The 19,434-nt window shown below is 45.7% G+C and carries 19 protein-coding genes; 8 read left to right on the top strand and 11 right to left on the bottom strand.

Going from position 1 to position 19,434, the window contains the following annotated elements; all coding sequences use genetic code 11:
• Nucleotides 1-106: 106 nt before the first annotated feature.
• Nucleotides 107-1,345, top strand: a complete 1,239-nt coding sequence (locus L1D22_RS03685) for a uracil-xanthine permease family protein (RefSeq protein ID WP_239828745.1) — start codon at nucleotides 107-109, stop codon at nucleotides 1,343-1,345.
• A 141-nt stretch (nucleotides 1,346-1,486) separates the two neighbouring features.
• Here the strand turns inward: L1D22_RS03685 and upp are convergent, their stop codons facing one another.
• Complete coding sequence (gene upp / locus L1D22_RS03680) at nucleotides 1,487-2,113, bottom strand: uracil phosphoribosyltransferase (RefSeq protein ID WP_017060716.1); 627 nt, start codon at nucleotides 2,111-2,113, stop codon at nucleotides 1,487-1,489.
• A gap of 169 nt (nucleotides 2,114-2,282) precedes the next feature.
• On the opposite strand from upp, the gene purM reads away from it, so the two are divergent.
• Nucleotides 2,283-3,323: a phosphoribosylformylglycinamidine cyclo-ligase gene (gene purM / locus L1D22_RS03675; protein WP_239828744.1), complete on the top strand. Its 1,041-nt coding sequence runs from the start codon at nucleotides 2,283-2,285 to the stop codon at nucleotides 3,321-3,323.
• A 132-nt stretch (nucleotides 3,324-3,455) separates the two neighbouring features.
• On the top strand, nucleotides 3,456-4,130 hold the full coding sequence (gene purN / locus L1D22_RS03670; RefSeq protein WP_239828743.1) for a phosphoribosylglycinamide formyltransferase: 675 nt from the start codon (nucleotides 3,456-3,458) through the stop codon (nucleotides 4,128-4,130).
• A gap of 115 nt (nucleotides 4,131-4,245) precedes the next feature.
• Here purN and L1D22_RS03665 read toward each other — a convergent pair whose 3' ends face one another.
• Together L1D22_RS03665 and lpcA are read right to left on the bottom strand one after the other, a co-directional pair.
• Nucleotides 4,246-5,091, bottom strand: a complete 846-nt coding sequence (locus L1D22_RS03665) for a class II glutamine amidotransferase (protein ID WP_239828742.1) — start codon at nucleotides 5,089-5,091, stop codon at nucleotides 4,246-4,248.
• 67 nt (nucleotides 5,092-5,158) lie between these two features.
• The gene (gene lpcA / locus L1D22_RS03660; protein WP_239828741.1) at nucleotides 5,159-5,734 is read right to left on the bottom strand and encodes a D-sedoheptulose 7-phosphate isomerase; all 576 of its coding nucleotides are present in this window, start codon (nucleotides 5,732-5,734) and stop codon (nucleotides 5,159-5,161) included.
• A 326-nt stretch (nucleotides 5,735-6,060) separates the two neighbouring features.
• On the opposite strand from lpcA, the gene fadE reads away from it, so the two are divergent.
• The gene (gene fadE, locus L1D22_RS03655) at nucleotides 6,061-8,526 is read left to right on the top strand and encodes an acyl-CoA dehydrogenase FadE (protein ID WP_239828740.1); all 2,466 of its coding nucleotides are present in this window, start codon (nucleotides 6,061-6,063) and stop codon (nucleotides 8,524-8,526) included.
• 130 nt (nucleotides 8,527-8,656) lie between these two features.
• Here fadE and L1D22_RS03650 read toward each other — a convergent pair whose 3' ends face one another.
• Both L1D22_RS03650 and dnaQ read right to left on the bottom strand, forming a co-directional pair.
• Nucleotides 8,657-9,904 carry a TIGR03503 family protein gene (locus tag L1D22_RS03650; RefSeq protein ID WP_239828739.1) on the bottom strand — a complete coding sequence of 416 codons (1,248 nt, stop codon included), beginning with the start codon at nucleotides 9,902-9,904 and terminating at the stop codon, nucleotides 8,657-8,659.
• Between the two features lie 9 nt (nucleotides 9,905-9,913).
• Entirely contained in the window at nucleotides 9,914-10,681 is a 768-nt protein-coding gene (gene dnaQ / locus L1D22_RS03645; protein ID WP_161687277.1) for a DNA polymerase III subunit epsilon, read from the bottom strand.
• A gap of 56 nt (nucleotides 10,682-10,737) precedes the next feature.
• Between dnaQ and rnhA the strand changes: the two genes are divergently transcribed.
• On the top strand, nucleotides 10,738-11,202 hold the full coding sequence (rnhA, locus tag L1D22_RS03640; protein WP_239828738.1) for a ribonuclease HI: 465 nt from the start codon (nucleotides 10,738-10,740) through the stop codon (nucleotides 11,200-11,202).
• A 74-nt stretch (nucleotides 11,203-11,276) separates the two neighbouring features.
• Here rnhA and L1D22_RS03635 read toward each other — a convergent pair whose 3' ends face one another.
• A complete protein-coding gene (locus L1D22_RS03635) occupies nucleotides 11,277-12,062 on the bottom strand; it encodes a class I SAM-dependent methyltransferase (RefSeq protein WP_176680286.1) in 786 nt (261 codons plus the stop codon).
• A 53-nt stretch (nucleotides 12,063-12,115) separates the two neighbouring features.
• Here L1D22_RS03635 and gloB point away from each other — a divergent pair, with 53 nt between their 5' ends.
• The 3 genes from gloB (at nucleotide 12,116) to L1D22_RS03620 (ending at nucleotide 15,199) form a co-directional block, all read left to right on the top strand.
• The gene (gene gloB, locus L1D22_RS03630) at nucleotides 12,116-12,874 is read left to right on the top strand and encodes a hydroxyacylglutathione hydrolase (RefSeq protein WP_146492105.1); all 759 of its coding nucleotides are present in this window, start codon (nucleotides 12,116-12,118) and stop codon (nucleotides 12,872-12,874) included.
• Between the two features lie 70 nt (nucleotides 12,875-12,944).
• A complete protein-coding gene (locus L1D22_RS03625) occupies nucleotides 12,945-14,516 on the top strand; it encodes a LysM peptidoglycan-binding domain-containing protein (protein ID WP_239828737.1) in 1,572 nt (523 codons plus the stop codon).
• Entirely contained in the window at nucleotides 14,513-15,199 is a 687-nt protein-coding gene (locus tag L1D22_RS03620; protein ID WP_176680289.1) for a YIP1 family protein, read from the top strand. The genes L1D22_RS03625 and L1D22_RS03620 overlap by 4 nt, the downstream gene beginning before the upstream one ends.
• 61 nt (nucleotides 15,200-15,260) lie before the next feature.
• Here the strand turns inward: L1D22_RS03620 and L1D22_RS03615 are convergent, their stop codons facing one another.
• The 5 genes from L1D22_RS03615 to accA all read right to left on the bottom strand — a co-directional run bounded on the left by L1D22_RS03615 (nucleotide 15,261) and on the right by accA (nucleotide 19,418).
• On the bottom strand, nucleotides 15,261-16,103 hold the full coding sequence (locus L1D22_RS03615) for an endonuclease/exonuclease/phosphatase family protein (RefSeq protein WP_239828736.1): 843 nt from the start codon (nucleotides 16,101-16,103) through the stop codon (nucleotides 15,261-15,263).
• Nucleotides 16,104-16,164: 61 nt separating this feature from the next.
• The gene (gene glnB, locus L1D22_RS03610) at nucleotides 16,165-16,503 is read right to left on the bottom strand and encodes a nitrogen regulatory protein P-II (protein ID WP_239828735.1); all 339 of its coding nucleotides are present in this window, start codon (nucleotides 16,501-16,503) and stop codon (nucleotides 16,165-16,167) included.
• A gap of 130 nt (nucleotides 16,504-16,633) precedes the next feature.
• Entirely contained in the window at nucleotides 16,634-16,957 is a 324-nt protein-coding gene (locus L1D22_RS03605) for a cytochrome c (protein ID WP_019821619.1), read from the bottom strand.
• A 46-nt stretch (nucleotides 16,958-17,003) separates the two neighbouring features.
• A complete protein-coding gene (gene tilS / locus L1D22_RS03600; protein WP_239828734.1) occupies nucleotides 17,004-18,335 on the bottom strand; it encodes a tRNA lysidine(34) synthetase TilS in 1,332 nt (443 codons plus the stop codon).
• 123 nt (nucleotides 18,336-18,458) lie between these two features.
• Nucleotides 18,459-19,418 (bottom strand): acetyl-CoA carboxylase carboxyl transferase subunit alpha, encoded by a 960-nt coding sequence (accA, locus tag L1D22_RS03595; protein ID WP_239828733.1) that lies wholly within the window; start codon nucleotides 19,416-19,418, stop codon nucleotides 18,459-18,461.
• Nucleotides 19,419-19,434 lie beyond the last annotated feature (16 nt).

The raw sequence follows: 19,434 nt of genomic DNA, 5'->3' as shown, positions 1-19,434 counted from the left end.
ATAAATAAATTTGATCTATCTGGTGTGGCAATCGATTGCTAAGTGATAGAATCCCGCGAATTTTATTTTTCACTTTTCATATAACGACCATTTTTAAGGACATATCATGAAAAATGCTTTGCAAGGTGCGCAAATGCTGTTCGTAGCTTTTGGTGCGCTTGTACTCGTGCCGCTACTAACAGGGCTTGATCCTAACGTTGCACTCTTTGGCGCAGGTATCGGTACCCTTTTATTCCAACTTATTACACGCCGTTCAGTGCCAATCTTCTTAGCGTCTTCTTTTGCATTCATCGCTCCTATCATGTTTGGTATTCAAACATGGGGCGTTGGCGCAACCATGGGTGGCCTAATGGCGGCAGGTGTTGTGTATGTGTTGATGGGTGCACTGATTAAAGTAAGAGGCGTTGGCTTCATTCATAAGCTACTTCCACCCGTCGTGGTTGGCCCTGTGATCATGGTTATCGGTTTAGGTCTGGCGCCTGTTGCGGTAAACATGGCGCTTGGTAAGACTGGCGATGGTGCTGTTCAGCTTGTTGATGCAGACGCAGCACTGTGGATCTCTTCGATTTCACTGCTAGTAACGATTGTCATCAGTGTATTCTCGAAAGGCTTCCTAAAACTACTGCCTATCTTTGGTGGTATTGTTGCGGGTTACATCACTAGCTTGGTATACGGCGCGGTAGACTTCACACCAGTAGCTCAAGCATCTTGGCTAGCACTACCTAACTTCACGGCACCTGAGTTCAACATCAACGCTATCTTCTTCATGGTGTTTGTTGCGATTGCACCAGCCGTTGAGCACGTTGGCGACATGCTTGCTATCTCTAACGTAACCGGCAAAGACTACCTTAAAAAGCCGGGCTTACACCGAACTATCACAGGTGACGGCGTGGCGACAATCGCAGCTTCTATGCTGGGCGCTCCGCCAAACACAACCTACAGTGAAGTAACAGGCGCAGTAATGCTGACGAAAGCATTCAACCCAGTAATCATGACTTGGGCTGCTGTAACAGCCATCGTTCTTGCATTGGTTGGTAAGCTAGGCGCGCTACTTCAAACGATTCCAGTTCCTGTAATGGGCGGCATCATGATTCTGCTGTTTGGCTCTATCGCAACCGTTGGTCTAAACACGCTAATCAAGAACAACGTTGACCTGCACAAATCACGTAACCTTGTGATTGTAGGCATTACTTTAGTCTTTGGTATTGGCGGCATGGCCTTTGGTATCGGTGACTTCAGCCTGCAGGGCGTAAGCTTGTGCGGTATCGTGGCGATTCTACTTAACCTAGTACTTCCAGAAGAGCTAGGTGACAACACTGTGGTAAACAAAGCTCAAATCGATTAATCCATCGGTAAGGCTAGATTCAAAAGAATCACAAACCAACAAGATCAAAAAAGGGGGAGCATTGAATGCTCTCCCTTTTTATTAATACGGCTAATTCAGCGAATTAAGAAACGGTTTAGAGTCACTTAAGCTGAAACCGAATTACTTAGTACCGAAGATCTTATCACCAGCATCGCCAAGACCAGGAACAATGTAGCCCTTGTCGTTTAGCTTCTCATCGATTGCAGCTGTGTAAAGCTCAACGTCTGGGTGCGCTTTTTCTAGAGCAGCGATACCTTCAGGTGCAGCAACAAGCACAAGAATCTTAAAGTGCTTACAGCCTTTCTCTTTCATTAGGTCGATAGTCGCGATCATAGAACCACCTGTCGCAAGCATTGGGTCTACCACTAGAGCAATACGCTCGTCGATGTTAGATGCAAGCTTGTTGAAGTATGGAACTGGCTCAAGCGTTTCTTCGTCACGGTAGATACCAACAACACTGATACGTGCACTTGGGATGTGCTCAAGAACGCCGTCCATCATGCCTAGACCAGCACGTAGGATTGGCACTACAGTTACTTTTTTACCTTTAATTTGGTCAACTTCAACTGGACCGTTCCAACCGTTAATAGTTACACGCTCAGTTTCAAAGTCTGATGTCGCTTCGTATGTTAGAAGGCTACCCACTTCTGTCGCTAGCTCACGAAAACGCTTAGTGCTAATCTCACCTTCACGCATCAGGCCAATTTTATGTTTTACTAGCGGGTGTTTCACTTCAACAACTTTCATTTCCAACTCCGGCAATATTTAAACAAACCTGTAGATTATACACGAACTTTGTGGTTATTTCAGAATCTTTATTCTAACAAAAAAAACCGCGCAAACGTTTGCTCTTCGTAATCAAGCCCTGTTAGAATAGCGCCGTTTTCACATCCAACTTAAGTTCGAGGACTATCCCGTGAGTGGTAATACTTCTTCTCTAAGCTACAAAGACGCTGGTGTTGATATCGACGCAGGTAATGCACTAGTAGACCGTATTAAAGGTGCTGTTAAACGCACTCGTCGCCCTGAAGTAATGGGCGGTATTGGTGGCTTTGGCGCCCTATGTGAACTTCCAACGAAATACAAAGAGCCGGTACTTGTTTCAGGTACTGATGGTGTTGGTACTAAACTTCGCCTTGCTTTGGATCTGAAAAAACACGACACCATTGGTATCGACCTAGTGGCAATGTGTGTGAACGACCTAATCGTTCAAGGTGGTGAGCCGCTATTCTTCCTAGACTACTACGCAACAGGTAAGCTAGATGTAGATACAGCAGCAGACGTTGTTTCTGGTATCGCTGAAGGTTGCGTTCAAGCTGGTTGTGCACTAATCGGCGGTGAAACGGCTGAAATGCCAGGCATGTACGAAGGCGACGACTACGACGTAGCTGGCTTCTGTGTTGGCGTTGTAGAAAAAGCTGACATCATCGACGGTACTAAAGTAGCTGCAGGCGACGCACTTATCGCTGTTGGCTCAAGTGGTCCACACTCAAACGGTTACTCTTTAATTCGTAAAGTTCTAGAAGTATCTGGTGCTGATAAGACCGAAGAACTAGAAGGTCGCACTATCGGTGAGCACCTACTAGAACCAACTAAGATTTACATCAAATCAGCGCTTAAGATGATTGCTGAGCATGACATTCATGCTATCTCGCACATCACAGGTGGTGGTTTCTGGGAAAACATCCCACGCGTACTTCCTGAAGGTACTAAAGCAGTGATTGATGGCAAGAGCTGGGAATGGCCTGCTATCTTCAGCTGGCTACAAGAGAAAGGTAACGTGGAGACATTCGAAATGTACCGCACTTTCAACTGTGGTGTTGGCCTAGTTGTTGCTCTACCTAAAGATCAAGCAGATGCTGCTGTTGAACTACTGAAAGCTGAAGGCGAAAACGCTTGGGTTATCGGTGAGATCGCAAACGCTGAAGTTGGTGAAGAGCAAGTTGAAATCAAATAAGTGATACGTTCACTTACTTAGTTAATCAATGAGGACCTAATGGTCCTCATTTTGCTATTTGGCCCGCAGAAAACCTTAGTTTATGTAGGTAAATTGTAAACAGTCCCGTTAATCAATCGTATGACCCACTCTATGAAAAACAATCACTCAAATAAAAACAGTCACTCTAAGAAAAACATCGTTGTGTTAGTTTCAGGAAGCGGAAGCAACTTACAGGCAATTTTGGATGCCTGCGATAGCGATATGATTGATGCGTCGGTTAAAGCTGTCTTCTCAAACAAAGCAGAGGCTTTTGGATTAGAGCGAGCGAAAACCGCAGGTGTAGACGCTCACTCAGTGAATCCAAAAGATTTTGGCTCACGTGAAGAGTTTGACCATGAATTGATGGTTCAGATCGATGCTTACCAGCCAGATTTAGTCGTACTCGCTGGCTACATGCGAATCCTGAGTTCAGAGTTTGTTCGTCACTATGCAGGGAAAATGGTCAACATCCACCCTTCTCTGTTACCGAAATACCCAGGCCTACACACCCACCAACGTGCCATTGATGCGCAAGACAAAGAACACGGTACTAGCGTCCACTTTGTTACCGAGGAGCTCGATGGCGGCCCTGTGATCTTGCAAGCTAAGGTGCCAGTGTTTGAAGGCGATGACGCTGATATGTTGGCAAGCCGAGTGCTGACTCAAGAACATTGCATTTACCCTATGGTTTGCAAGTGGTTCGCGGAAGACCGCTTATCAATGGTCAATGGGCAGGCTGTGTTAGACGGTAAGACATTAGGTAAGCACGGTTACGCAGAAGAGTAATTCGTAAAACGACTGTCAGGCAAAAATTACAGAAAAACAAAAAGGCCGCTTACTGACTGATTAGTACAGTAAGCGGCCTTTCGCTTATTCGGGTTCAGCAATGCGATCTACAGCATTAGCTTAATGGCTCAGTAGGTGCTTGGCTCGCGACCTTTTTCGGCGCATAAGCAACATCTTCCAACGCTTGATGGTTGTTGCCAATCAGCTCACCAAAATGAAACAGTGCGTATTCACCCGGCTTCATTCTAAACCACTCTTCATTGTCTGTAAGAGGTTGAGTTGCAACGACCGTCACCACATCATTCGGCGTGGTCTCTTCTTGGAAGTTAATCTCAACATCTTCATCAATTAAGCTCGCTTTGCCAAAAGGCGCGCGTCTGGTTATCCAGTACAAATGGTTGGTACAGTAAGTCATCACGTACTCACCATCACTCAATAACATGTTAAATACGCCTTTCTCGCGTAGCTTGTCACAACACTCAGCCACGAAACGGAACATACCTTCCATGTCTTGAGGTGGTTCAGGAAAACGCTCTTCAAGTTGTTTCAGTAGCCAACAAAAAGAGAGCTCACTGTCCGTTTCACCGACAGGTCTAAAACGCCCACTCACCAGATCATCGTAATCTGATAATTGGCCATTGTGAGCAAAGGTCCAATATCGCCCCCAAAGCTCACGGGTAAAAGGGTGTGTATTTTCTAGATTAACGCCACCACGGTTGGCTTGACGGATATGACTGACAACAGCTTGGCTTTTAATTGGGTAGTTTTGAACCAACTCAGCGATCTTAGATTCACAGCTCGGAGTCGGGTCTTTAAAAGTGCGAAAACCCTTGCCCTCATAAAAGGTAATACCCCAGCCATCACGATGCGGGCCAGTGTTACCTCCACGCTGCATAAGACCAGTAAAGCTAAAACAAATATCCGTTGGCACATTCGCGCTCATACCGAGCAATTCACACATGGTTTAATCTACTCCCTATTAAAACCAATGGAGCCACAAAGCTGGGCTCCAAATGTCTGTATAACTATTATTCCATCTCTTTTTCAACAAGTTGAATCACAATATGGATGATCTTAATGTGAATCTCTTGGATGCGATCTGCGTAGCCAAAGTGTGGTACTCGGATTTCGATATCCGCACAACCTGCCATTTTACCGCCATCTTTACCCGTCAATGCAATAGTCTTCATGCCTTTCGCTTGAGCCGCTTCAATCGCTTTTAGAATATTGGCAGAGTTACCTGAAGTCGACAGACCGAACAACACATCGCCTTTACGACCTACCGCTTCTACATAGCGAGAAAATACGTGGTCGTAGCCAAAATCATTACTCACACAAGATAAGTGGCTAGGGTCTGAAATCGCAATGCCAGCGTAGCCCGGGCGATTTTCACGGTATCGGCCTGTTAGCTCTTCTGCGAAATGCATCGCATCACAGTGTGAGCCACCGTTACCACAAGAAAGCACTTTGCCTTCTTGTCTGAATGAATCAGCAATCAGTTTTGCAGCCGCTTCAATTTGAGCAATGTTGTGATCATCACTCAAGAACTTGTTAAGAACGTCAGCAGCTTCGTTCAATTCACTTTTGATTAGGTCTTGGTACATAAGGCTTATCTCTTATATTTTTTTACGCAACTTAAGGTACGTGAAATGAGAGCTGAGGGTTTTTCCCTCTTTTACCTGAGTTTACCCACAAACATGAAATAGTGTCGACACTTAAGCCCAAAGATTGCCACCTTAATTAATATCTCACTGCAGAACCGTCCAATTATTCACCACCAACCTCTCACAATTAGAATTTTAACTCTATTAAGATCACTTTTTACCCAATTTAGAGTTTTACAAATATTTAATATTTTGTTTACACTTAACTGGTTAGACCTCTTACCTAAAATCATAACGATAAGTGATCTCTGAAAAGGAAATCGATCATGAACATATTGCTCTCCCTACTCGGCATGACAGCCATCTTAGGCGTCTGTCTTTACCACAGAGTTAGTCTGGTACGCGCGTTAACCGTATTAACTGGCGCGATGGTAGCATTAACACTGTTTGGTGGCGTGGCTGTCACCGGCTGGCTATGCTACTTGTTAGCCGTTGCGATCTTTGCAGTTCCAACTATTCGCCAAACTTTAATCAGTCAAAAAGCACTCTCTTTATTTAAGAAAGTTCTACCGGCGATGTCTCAGACAGAAAAAGAAGCACTAGAAGCTGGCACAGTATGGTGGGAAGCAGAGCTGTTCAAAGGCAAACCTGAATGGAAGAAGCTTCAGAACATTGCAGACCCGAAACTCTCTGAAGCCGAGCAAGCATTTTTAGATGGTCCAGTGAATACCGTGTGTGAAATGGTCAACGATTACCAAGTGACACATGAGCTTGCTGATTTGCCACCAGAAGTATGGCAATACCTGAAAGACCATAAATTCTTCGCCATGATCATCAAGAAAAAATACGGCGGTTTAGAATTCTCGGCTTACGCTCAATCTTTGGTTCTTCAGAAGCTAACCGGCGTTTCTAGCGTATTGTCATCAACGGTTGGCGTACCTAACTCATTAGGCCCTGGTGAGCTATTACAACACTACGGTACTGAAGAACAAAGAAACCACTTCCTGCCGCGCCTAGCGGAAGGTAAAGAGATCCCTTGTTTTGCCCTAACCAGTCCAGAAGCCGGTTCAGATGCAGGTTCAATCCCAGATTACGGTGTTGTATGCAAAGGCGAATGGCAAGGCGAAGAAGTATTGGGCATGCGCCTAACTTGGAACAAGCGTTACATCACCCTAGCACCTGTCGCGACGGTATTAGGCTTGGCTTTTAAACTGCGTGACCCTGATGGTCTGCTTGGTGATCAAAAAGATCTAGGCATCACTTGTGCGCTTATCCCAACAGATTTAAAAGGCGTAGAAATTGGCAACCGCCACTTCCCGCTAAACGTACCTTTCCAGAACGGTCCAACGCAAGGCGACGATATCTTCGTGCCTATCGACTTCATCATTGGTGGCCAGAAAATGGCCGGCCAAGGCTGGCGCATGCTGGTTGAGTGCCTGTCGGTTGGTCGTGGTATCACACTGCCTTCAAACTCAACAGGTGGTATTAAATCAGCAGCGCTTGCAACAGGTGCTTACGCTCGTATCCGTCGTCAGTTCAAACAACCGATTGGTCGCATGGAAGGGGTTGAAGAGCCACTTGCACGCCTTGCAGGTAACGCTTATGTAATGGACGCTGCGAGTAACCTAACCGTTGCAGGTATCGACCTTGGCGAAAAGCCTTCAGTTATCTCTGCAATCGTTAAGTACCACTGTACTCACCGTGGCCAACGCAGCATCATTGATGCGATGGATATCGTTGGCGGTAAAGGCATTTGTTTGGGCCCCTCGAACTTCCTAGCTCGTGGTTACCAAGGTTCGCCTATCGCGATTACCGTTGAAGGCGCAAACATCCTAACTCGTTCAATGATCATCTATGGTCAAGGGGCGATTCGTTGCCACCCTTATGTTCTTAATGAAATGGAAGCGGCTTATTCTGAAAGTAGTGATGCGCTTGATAAGTTCGATTCAGCGTTAGCAGGACACGTTAGCTTTACTATGAGTAATCTAGTCCGCAGTTTGTGGTTTGGTTTAACCGATGGTCGTGGTTCAGATACACCAACGCCAGCCAATAAAACTGACAAACAGACACAACGTTACTACCAACAACTGAACCGCTACAGTGCAAACCTAGCGCTACTGTCTGATATTTCAATGGCTGTGTTAGGTGGTTCACTGAAACGCAGAGAGCGCCTATCAGCAAGGCTGGGTGACATCCTGAGTCAATTGTACTTAGGCTCAGCAACGCTGAAACGCTTTGAAAGCGAAGGCAGCCATGCTGAAGATCTACCGCTAGTACATTGGGGTATGCAAGATAGCTTACGTCAAACTGAAGTAGCGATTGATGAGCTTTTAGCAAACTTCCCTAACCCAGTAGTTGGTCGCCTGCTGCGTGTTGTACTAATGCCATTTGGTCGCATTCGTCGCGCACCAAACGACAAACTGGACAGCAAAGTTGCGCACATCCTACAAACACCGAGTGAAACACGTTCACGTATCGGTCGTGGTCAATACTTAGCGGACACTCAATACAACGCGGTTGGTAAGATTGAGAAAGCACTAGAAGTGATTCTTCAAGCTGAACCTCTGTTCGACAAAGTCTGCAAAGAGACGCATCAAAAACGCGCCTTCCTGAGACTGGATCTGGTTGCTGAACAAGGTTTAGAGAAAGGCATCTTAACGCAAGAAGAAGCTGACCTTCTGATCAGTGCAGAACAACACCGACTGTACACGATTAATGTTGATGACTTCTCTCCAGAGGAGCTAGCAGCAAAGCCACAATATCCAGGCCAATCGATTGATAACGTAGCCTAGATTTTGTAATGGAAACGAAAACGGGACTCCTATGAGTCCCGTTTTTTTGTTAATGACATCGTTGTCACAAATTCTAATGCTTTATCTCTGGCGGCTTATTCTCTCCAGACAACCTAATCATCTAAGCGAGTTACTTAGGCGCTTTAAGCTGCATCTCAGGTAACGCTTTTTTCTTCGCCTTGACCTTACGAACCACAAACCAAATCAATAAGCCCAATAGAATAGCGACCACATTACCCACCGCAATAATGATCATACTGCGCTGTCTGTCATCTTCACGTTTTTGAAGGATCATTAATTCCGTAGCAATACGCTTCTGTTCAGCCAGTGCTTCTTCTTGAAGACGTCGAGATTCTGCTAAGTCGATATCTTCTACAACACTGTACGACTGCTCGGTAATTGGAAAGATCAGCGGACGTTGACTTGAGGCGTCGGTAGCATAAACCATCCCAGACCAGTTATAGATCCCCAACTCACCATTGTAAGGGACCTCTAAAGGCACTTTCATTGCATCGACATCGGCTTGGCCTTGTTTATACGTTACATAATCATCAGGCGCTTTATGCTCAACGTGAACCGCTAAAGAGCTCGGTGCGATCATGCCCTGTTCACCAGACACAACAATCGTGTGAGGTAACCCCTCTTTACGAGACTGAATGAAAGTAGTCGTGATTGGTGTTGGGTAGACTAAAACCTCTTGCTCTTGCGCTCGCAAGAACACGCCATTGCCAGAAGTAATACGTGCACGGTATTTGCCCGGCTCAATATCAATCGGTAATGACACAGTAAACACACCGTCTCCAGCTTTCTCGTCGAGATCAACACCATCATCAGCAAACTCGCCCATCACAACAGGCACAGGACGAGCTTCTCTCACTAAAGACTCTTCGTTTTCGACAAACTTAGTAAACGTCACCTTAAGCTTCACGCGATCAAGAAAATCACGCAGCACAAGAGGTTTGCCGTCTGAGGTCAAACGAGCGGTAAATTTGATGTGTTCTGTTTGATACAACTTGTCTGGAAATTCATTGGCATCCAAAACAAGGTGAGACAGAAGCTTGATGTTGTTCTTAGGAGAAACTTTACCGACCGCTTGCCAAGGACCAGGCATCGGCTTGTCGATAGAGATAATGTCCATGGACGACTCTTCGTACCAACGGACATTATCAGCATTGCGCCAAGAGTAGTATTTCTTGCCGTCAGGGCGAACCAAAACGACAGGCTTAGAGTTATCGGCTCGATAAATCACAAAGGTGACTTGTTCAATACTGGGATCAACACGAAAACGGTTGTCCAACAAACTCATTACGGATTCCGTTGCCGCATGTAAGCTAAAGCTTAACAGCAATAAGTAACCGGTAGCCAATACCCTTAACATACTTTCTCCCTACTGACGCCAAAGGCAGCTTCCGCTTTTCTCGACGAGGTCTAAACGATTTTGATGCGCTTCTACTTCATCGGCCGTAGCTCGTAAAACCTTAAGGGATTTTCGACCACTTTCTACTCTTCGTATGCTTTCTGCTTCGCCTTCCTGTTGGCCAGCGTTAAATTGCAGCGAAGTTTGTCCACCCGTCATCAATAAGTAGACGTCGGCTAGGATCTCCGCATCGAGCAATGCGCCGTGGAGAGTACGGTGCGAGTTATCAATACCGTAACGGTCACATAAGATATCTAGGTTGTTTCTTTTACCCGGGAATATCTTCTTCGCCATTGCCAAGGTATCGGTAACTTTACAGTAGTCATCCGTTTTACCTATCGCAGGATTAAGCTTCTCGAATTCATAGTCCATAAAGCCCGTATCGAAGGGCGCGTTATGAGCCACCAACTCGGCACCTTTGATAAAGTCGAGAAACTCTTTATGTATGTCTTGGTATTCTGGCTTATCCACCAAGAATTCATCGGTAATACCGTGAACGCCAATCGCCTCTTCTTGAATCGCACGATCGGGCTTGATGTAGACGTGGAAATGACGTCCGGTCAGCCTACGGTTGATGATCTCTACTGCACCAATCTCAACGATGCGATGCCCCATATAGTGAGGGCCACCTTCTGTATTCATACCGGTGGTTTCGGTATCGAGTACAACGATGCGCTTATTTTCGTTCGAACTGTTTTTTTCGTTCGTGCTTTGTTCTGGAGTGCTACTGGTATTCATAAGGATAACTGTGTCAGACTATGCCGATAATGTGCTTGAGGTAATAGTATCAAATCATGACGAAACAAGTTGAAATTTTCACTGATGGTTCTTGTTTAGGTAACCCTGGCCCGGGTGGCTATGGCATCGTACTTCGCTACAAACAAGTCGAAAAGACATTAGCGGAAGGTTTTACCCTAACAACCAATAACCGCATGGAAATGCTCGCCGCTGTCGTGGCCCTGCAAACCCTCAAAGAGCCTTGCTCGGTGATTCTGACCACAGATAGCCAATACGTGCGCCAAGGCATCACACAGTGGATTCACAACTGGAAAAAGCGTGACTGGGAGACAGCCGATAAGAAACCGGTTAAAAACGCCGACTTATGGCAAAGACTCGATAAAGAAACGGCGCGTCATAGCGTTGATTGGCGCTGGGTTAAAGGACACGCCGGACACAGAGAAAACGAAATGTGTGATGATTTAGCAAGAACGGCCGCTGAGAACCCAACTCAGGAAGATACGGGCTATCAACCCAGCTAATCGTCTTTGCTAAATGGGTGTGAATGCCTGAGCTCGTGTCTCGTCCTAAAATACGATAAAAAACGAAAAGCCGACTACGAGTCGGCTTTTTCTGTTTTTAACGGGTATGGTGCTTTTGTGGAATGCACTGAACGGCGAGAGTTGGTTCTAAAACTTGCTCCCACAGGAGAGAAGCGTCGTTTAAGGTGCCAATGCGGCTTGATAGGTTTGAGCGGATAAGTACGTTTGCGAGCAACAATAAAGTATTGGCTGCCAGCAAAAGAGGCACAACCACCTAAAGCGTTCTCCAACCACGTCCACATCGCTTGATACTTACTCATCGGAAACAGCGCGTAGGTATCACAATGAATCACTTCATAGTTCAATACACCGAGCCAATCTTTAATTCGATTTGGCGTGTACATGCGCCCACTCCAAGGCAAGCTGTTCTTTCGCCAAGGCATTAAACTGGCTAGCCCAGTCACACTGAAAGGATTGAAGCCAGTAATGATAATATAGCCATCATCCATCATCACTCGGTCGACTTCTCTCAATAATCGATGCGGGTCATTGCTATAATCTAATTGATGACTGAGCACCACAACATCAAAACTTTTCTCCAAAAAGGGCAAATTATAGCCATCCGCTATCACATTATGTAATGGGTTCTGGATATCTAGGTTTACTTGATGTTGAATGTTGCATGTGCAGCTAGAAATCTCACTACTGAGGCCGCCGAGCTTGAGCATATGGTAACCAAATAGCTTTGGGCACCACTCATCGAGTCGAGTTTGAATAGATTCTCTCAACCAATCCCCATTGTGCAACTGTGCCCAAGTGTAGGGATGTTCAAACTTCTTTCTGCTACGTGCTGGCTTCATCAATAATCTGTCTCACTTATTCTGTCGCACTGAAAGTGACTGGAGAACCAATAATGTTACATATCAAAAGCATACCTGCATTTAACGACAATTACATCTGGCTGATTGAAAATAGCGATCGTCGTTGTGCTGTCGTCGACCCTGGTGATGCGGCTCCAGTATTAGAGTACTTAGCGAACCATGAGCTAACTTTAGATGCAATCTTGATTACACACCACCACCACGATCACATTGGCGGCGTTCCAGAGCTGGTAAGACAATTTCCCGGCGTCGATGTTGTTGGCCCAAGAAATGAACCTATCCCGACATTAACGCATCCAGTTGATGATGGTGACCAGTTAGAGCTGTTTGGTGAAGTGTTCCTCGTGTTAGGACTCAGTGGACACACTGCTGGCCATATTGGCTATGTGGGTGATGCCAAGCTATTTTGTGGTGATGTGTTGTTCTCAGCAGGCTGTGGCCGAATCATGGAAGGGACACCACAACAGATGTTCGATGCGCTGAATAAAATAACAGCGCTGCCTCAAGAAACCGAAGTTTATTGTGCACATGAGTACACTGCAGCCAATATCGCTTTCGCACTTGCCGTCGAGCCTGATAACCAACATTTGCAGCAATATCGCGACCAAGTGAACCGACTGCGTGCTCAAAATAAGTCGACCATCCCCACAAATTTGAGACAAGAGAAGTTTGTGAACCCTTTCTTGCGCTACACCGAACCAAGTGTAGTCAAATCAGTATCTAATCGTACCGAACAGACCGATCCTCTATCAGTATTCACCGCTTTACGTGCGTGGAAGAACGAATTTTAACAAATACAGACTTGTCACTCATAGGGGGTGACAAGTATTATCATCGGCCGTTTATTAAAAAGGCTGTAACATGCGAGTTAAGTACAGCTGGGCTTTGGTATTACTACTTTCTGGTTGCCAATTAACTCAGTCAGAGAATCCAGACCAAGCTTCCGAGCAAACCAACACATCTCTTACTAAAGAAGTTTCTCAAGCGAACGCTTCATCAGAAACGACCAAAGAAGAACCAAAAGTTGAAGCACCAATCGTTACTCCACAAACACAAGAAGATGTTTGGAAACGCATTGCGATGCAACTTGAAATGGAAGTACCAGACCAAAAGAAGGTCGACTACTACCGAACTTGGTATCTCAATCACCCGAGCCACCTAAAAACCGTATCAAAGCGTGCTGAACCTTTCCTTTATTTGATCACCACTAAGATTGAAGAAAGAGATATGCCTTTAGAGCTGGCACTATTGCCGGTTGTAGAAAGCTCTTTCGATGCATTTGCCTACTCACATGGCAGTGCAGCAGGTCTATGGCAATTCATTTCAGGGACAGGCAAAGATTACGGGCTTGAACAAAACTTTTGGTATGACGGTCGCCGCGATGTTGCTGCTTCTACTGATGCGGCGCTAGACTTCCTAACCGACCTCAACAAACGTTTTGATGGTAACTGGCAACACGCAATCGCTGCATACAACAGTGGCGGTGGTCGTGTAAACAGTGCTATCCGTAAGAACAAGAAGCTTGGTAAGCCAATCGACTTCTTCTCTCTCGATTTGCCAAAAGAGACCAGCAGCTACGTACCTAAACTACTGGCACTAGCAGACGTGATCGCTAACCAAGAAAAGTACGGTATTGATATCCCAGCGATCCCAAATAAGCCGGTACTGACTCTAATTAACCCTGAAGAGCAACTTGATTTAGCGATTGCTGCAAACTATGCGGGCATTCCAGTAAAAGAACTGCAAGGCTACAACCCAGCTTATAACCAGTGGGCGACATCGCCTGAGAAGCACCAACAATTACTGCTTCCTATCAGCTCAGTTGAAAAATTCAACAAAGAAGTCGCAGCCAATAAAGGCAAAGGCATGAAGTTGGTACGTTACCAAGTTCAGTCGGGTGACAGCATTAGCGTACTGGCAAGCAAATACAACACCACCAGCAAAGTGATCCGCTCTGCAAACGGGTTGAGCAACAACAATATTCGTATTGGCCAGCACCTGCTTATCCCAACCTCAACCAAAGACGACAAGACATACGCACTAAGCGCTTCAAACCGCCTAGCAAGCACACAGTCGAAGAGTCGTGGTCAATATAAGCTCAGCCATACAGTAAAAAGTGGTGACAGCCTATGGACGATTGCACGCGCAAATAAGGTATCTCACCAATCACTGGCTAAGTGGAACGGTATGGGACCACGCGACACTCTTAGAGTTGGTCAAGAACTGGTCATTTGGAAGAATAGTTCAGACGGCGCCATCATCCGTACGATCTTCTATAACGTAAGATCAGGTGACACAGTCAGCGGTATTGCATCAAAGTTCAAAGTAAAAAGTGCAGATGTTGTAAAATGGAACACTTTGCAGAACAAGAAATACCTACAGCCAGGACAAAAACTGAAGCTGTATGTTGATGTAACTAAGGTAAGTGTATGAACCCGTCAAGTAACCCACTCGTCATGCTGTTGGATATATTCCGATCACCAACAGCTTGTTTCTTAGCGCTTTATCAAAGAAGCGCTTGGGGATGGCAACCCTACGTCGTATTAATACTCAGCCCATTTTTATTTTGGGGTGCTTATTTTTCGAATGTAGATTTTGCTTGGTTAAGCGCAGAGTTATCAAAACAACTGGCTCAAACTAACCCTGACCAATTGGCGTTACTTGACAGCAATACCCTACTCGCAAGTGAGATCATCAACGATGTATTTGGCCGAACGTTAACCATCGTTCTATTGGCATTCTGGTTTAATCTCGCAACGAAGCCAAGCCAACATCAGCATAGCTTTTGGCGCTGGTTCGCGGCGGCATCGGTTGTGATATTCCCTGCTGTGTTAGGTGATGTAGCGAGCTACGCAAGCCTAATCCTCAAGCACGGCCATGTGATGAACTACGCCGCTGACCTGAACAGCTTAAACGGCTTAATCAAGTTGCCTCTAACCAGCGACTGGTCTCAGTTTGCAAGCTCATTACCACTGCTATTACCTTGGTACATCGTATTGGGCTACGCAGCCGTACTAACTTGGACTGAGTTTGAACGCGGGCAAGCACTGGTTATTTCTGGCTTGCCGTGGGTTGGTTACTACCTAATCTGGGCGATCTACATTTTAGTGTCGTAAATAACCCAGAAAATAGAAAAAGTTAGTAACCCTACGTAAACCTACCGAGTGACTGAATAAGCTACTTCGCCTTAAAGGTTACTAACATTGGATTATGATCAGAAGCGTCCGTCATGGGCGCTTTTGCTTTTTCTACCTCTAGACCTCGATAGAATACATGGTCGAGCACCAAACCCGTCATAAATTGAGTTCGGTTATCTGGCTCAAACGCCACCTCTGTTAAACCGACCTTTTCTAACGCATCTTTCAATACTGTAAAGCGCGCTTCGCTCCAGCTGTTAAAGTCTCCCGCAAAGATGACGGCACCGCGGTATTTTTGCAGGTTGTCGGTCAAGCTTTTGAGCTGAGCTTCGTAATCTTCCGTACCAAATGTAAAGTTCACCGCATGGATATTGATCACCGCTAGCTCTTCACCATTATTCAACTGATAGCGAGACCAAAGAGCCGATTTAGGCAGTTGAAGCCAAGGCTCTTCGTGGGTATAAGCACACGCTTCTATCGGTAAATGAGTCGCTAGATTGAGCACGCCAGCACTTTGTTCAAAAGCTTCAAACGCATTCACACGAGTGCTTCCCCATTGACCACTCGTTACCCACTGGCGAAGCCCATCCGTCATGCTCGCTTCTTGCAGTAAGACTAAATCACTTCCCGCCGAGAACTTATTCAGTTCGATCTGCCAGTTGTTGCGGTTCTGCTTGTAGATGTTCCAGACGGTGAGGCTTAACCCATCTGACACATCAATCTCTTTGGGCTCAGAATTTTGGTAGCAACTGTAGATATCATTGCTGGTATTTTGAGCGGAGGTGATCAGGTTGGGTTTGTTCGGGATCACGAAGATAAGATGAAAACTAGCAACAGCGAGTGTTATCAAGACTGCGATAACAATGATGGTTTTCTTAAACATACAGCACCCTACCAGAAATGAAAAAGGAGCGATAAACGCTCCTTTTAGGGTAATAGTTTTTTTATACGGCGTCTTCGTCTTCTTCGCCAGTACGAATACGTACCACACGTTCAACCTCAGTAATGAAGATCTTACCGTCGCCAATTTTGCCTGTTTGCGCCGTCTCGATAATGGTATCAACACATTGTTCAGCCACTTCGTCGGTTACAACAATTTCCAATTTCACTTTAGGTAAAAAGTCGACCATGTACTCTGCGCCGCGGTATAGCTCAGTATGACCTTTCTGACGTCCAAAGCCTTTAACTTCAGATACTGTCATCCCCGTAATACCCACTTCTGCAAGTGCTTCACGTACATCATCAAGTTTGAATGGTTTGATAATGGCTTCAATCTTTTTCATGTTCATCCCTTAAACTGTGCGAATGGCTCATTATCGGTTAGCTATAGTAAACATTCAATGAAAAAAGCCAGAGCTTTAAAGCTCTGGCTCGAAATTTATCATCTTGTTTAATCAGCGCTTTAAGAAGGTTTTACTTAAGGCTTGCGTAGTAAGCGGCTAGATTAGCAATATCTTCATCACTCAGCATGGAAGCTTGAGCCTGCATTACAGCGGCCAAACCGCCGGTGCGCTGGCCGTTCTTATATGCCTTAATTGATGAAGCGATGTATTGCTCGTTTTGACCTTTCAGGTTTGGGTAACCAGGGATCACTGCGATACCGTCTGCACCATGACATGCCGCACAGATTGCTGCTTTAGCTTGACCCGCAGCAACATCACCCGCCAGAGCGTTACCACTCAATAGTCCAAATCCAAGAACTAATCCTAGTGTAATTTTCTTCATTGCATATTCCATTAATTATTTTTATTAAAGTGACGCCGAATTGTGACACAAACTTTTTCTACTTGCTCCAAAGCGCTTCACAATCTTGACCTTCGTAGTTTTTATCTACGAATAAACCCAAAACAGCGATCACTCGATCGCCATCCATTAATATTGGCGTTCTGCGTCGTAACCAACTGGGTACTTGGTACTCTTGAAAGAGTTTTTTGAGCTTTCGACTATGTCCACGTCCAACAGGGTGTGCCGATAATCCTTCGGGATTAAAGGTAACACGTAATACCGCATTTTGGTTTAGTAAGCTGAACGTTTGTACCCGACGACCAGCTTCGGATTCAGATCCCTCCGCTTGCAAGCTGACATGTCCCAAACCATCAGGCAGAACCAACCTTGCTCCAACAGAAACGTCACCTTGCCAGCCCGATAGATCTTTAGTCTCTCGAACCAAATAGAGTTTTTGATTGAAACGCCTAACTTCAACGCCGTTTAACATCAGCTTGGGGTTAGCATCACGCTGAGCACACGCCACTTCATTCCAGATAAGCTTGAGCTGCTTTTGACTCGGCATTGCTTGATTACAATGACTCAACCACATTCTTAGCAGTCGTGCTCGTAACAAGTCTGAGTGTTGAGATAACGCCTCAATGTTTAAGCTCTGGCTATCTCCCAAAGCTTGCTGAAAGTGAGATTCAAGCAACTCATCGAGCAATAACTCTTGCTCCGCACAAAGCTGAGCACTGCGACTGACCGACTCACGAAAGCTTGGCCAACGCTCAGTCAACACCGGAGTCACTTGATGACGAATAAAGTTTCGGTCAAAACGCACGTCCTGATTACTTTCATCTTCTACCCACGTTAACCCCATGTCGAGAGCGGCTGCTTCAATCTCGGTTCGGGTCACCGATAGCAGTGGGCGAACAATATGAGCATCAGCAAACGGCATGACTTTAGCCATCGAGGAAAGGCCTTTCGGACCACTGCCTCGCTTTAACGCTAACAGGAAAGTTTCTACTTGGTCGTCGATGTGTTGACCAGTGACAAGTACATCGCCGTGTCGAATATGCTGTTTGAAGGCGTGGTATCTGGCATCTCGAGCAAGCTTTTCAATACTTTCACCGCTATGAACATCCAGTGAGACACGCTCCACAGCCAAAGGCACTGACAAATCATCACACCACGCTTGGCATTGCTCGGCCCATTGGTCCGCACTCTCACTCAATCCGTGATGAATATGGATTGCCTGACAATCGATACCATGAGCTTTGGTGTATTGAACAGCTAACTCCAACAGCACTCGTGAATCAACCCCACCACTAAAGGCAACCACCAGCCGCAGAGGCTTGATTGCGCTTTGGTCAAATACAGAGGTAAACGTTTCGATTAAGTGAGTCATGAGGCTTAATGAACCAAGAAGGTGTTTGAAAGGTAATGTTTAAATAATAAAAAAGGGTTGGCACTGAGTCCAACCCTTTCATCATCTTGTTACATAAAGTCCGCCTTCGAATAAGGCAGCTTATCAGCAGTAACCGTAGCTCATTAGACGCTGGTAACGACGCTCAAGAAGCGTTTCGTTATCAAACTGCTCTAGCTCTTCTAGCTGTTTCACTAGCATGTCTTTCATGTTCTGAGCTGTTTGCACTGGATCACGGTGTGCACCACCTAGCGGCTCAGGGATGATCTCGTCAATAAGCTCAAGCTCTTTAAGACGAGGAGCAATTAGGCCCATCGCTTCAGCAGCTTGTGGGGCTTTATCTGAATCGCGCCATAGGATTGAAGCACAACCTTCTGGAGAGATTACTGAGTACGTAGAGTACTGAAGCATGTTCACGTAGTCACCAACACCAATCGCTAGTGCACCACCAGAACCGCCTTCACCAACAACGTTACAGATAACAGGAACAGAAAGACCAGCCATAACCTTAAGGTTTTTCGCGATAGCTTCAGATTGACCACGCTCTTCAGCACCAACACCTGGGTATGCGCCCGCTGTGTCGATGAAAGTAATGATAGGCATGTTGAAACGCTCAGCCGTTTCCATTAGGCGAAGTGCCTTACGGTAACCTTCTGGTTTTGGCATACCAAAGTTGCGAAGTACTTTTTCTTTAGTCTCGCGACCTTTCTGGTGACCAATAACCATAACAGGACGGCCATTTAGACGAGCCATACCACCCACAATTGCTTTGTCATCAGCGTAAGCGCGATCGCCCGCCATCTCTTCAAACTCTGTGAATGCATGCTCCAGGTAATCTTTTGTGTAAGGACGTTGTGGGTGGCGAGCAAGTTGAGCAACCTGCCATGCACCTAAGTCGCTAAAGATTTTCTGTTTAAGCTCTAAGCTTTTTTTCTCTAGTTGTTCGATTTCTTTGTCTAGATCTACCGCTGTGTCACCACCGTGACGCGAAACGTCACGTAGCGCTTCGATTTTTGCTTCAAGTTCAGCGATAGGCTTTTCAAATTCTAGAAAGTTCAGGCTCATCTATGAATCCTTGTTG

This window comes from Vibrio sp. Isolate34 (assembly GCF_022397915.1).
Taxonomy (GTDB): Bacteria; Pseudomonadota; Gammaproteobacteria; order Enterobacterales; family Vibrionaceae; genus Vibrio.
The sequence above is the reverse complement of the archived record's forward strand: the minus strand, read 5'-3'. Positions and strand labels throughout refer to the sequence as shown.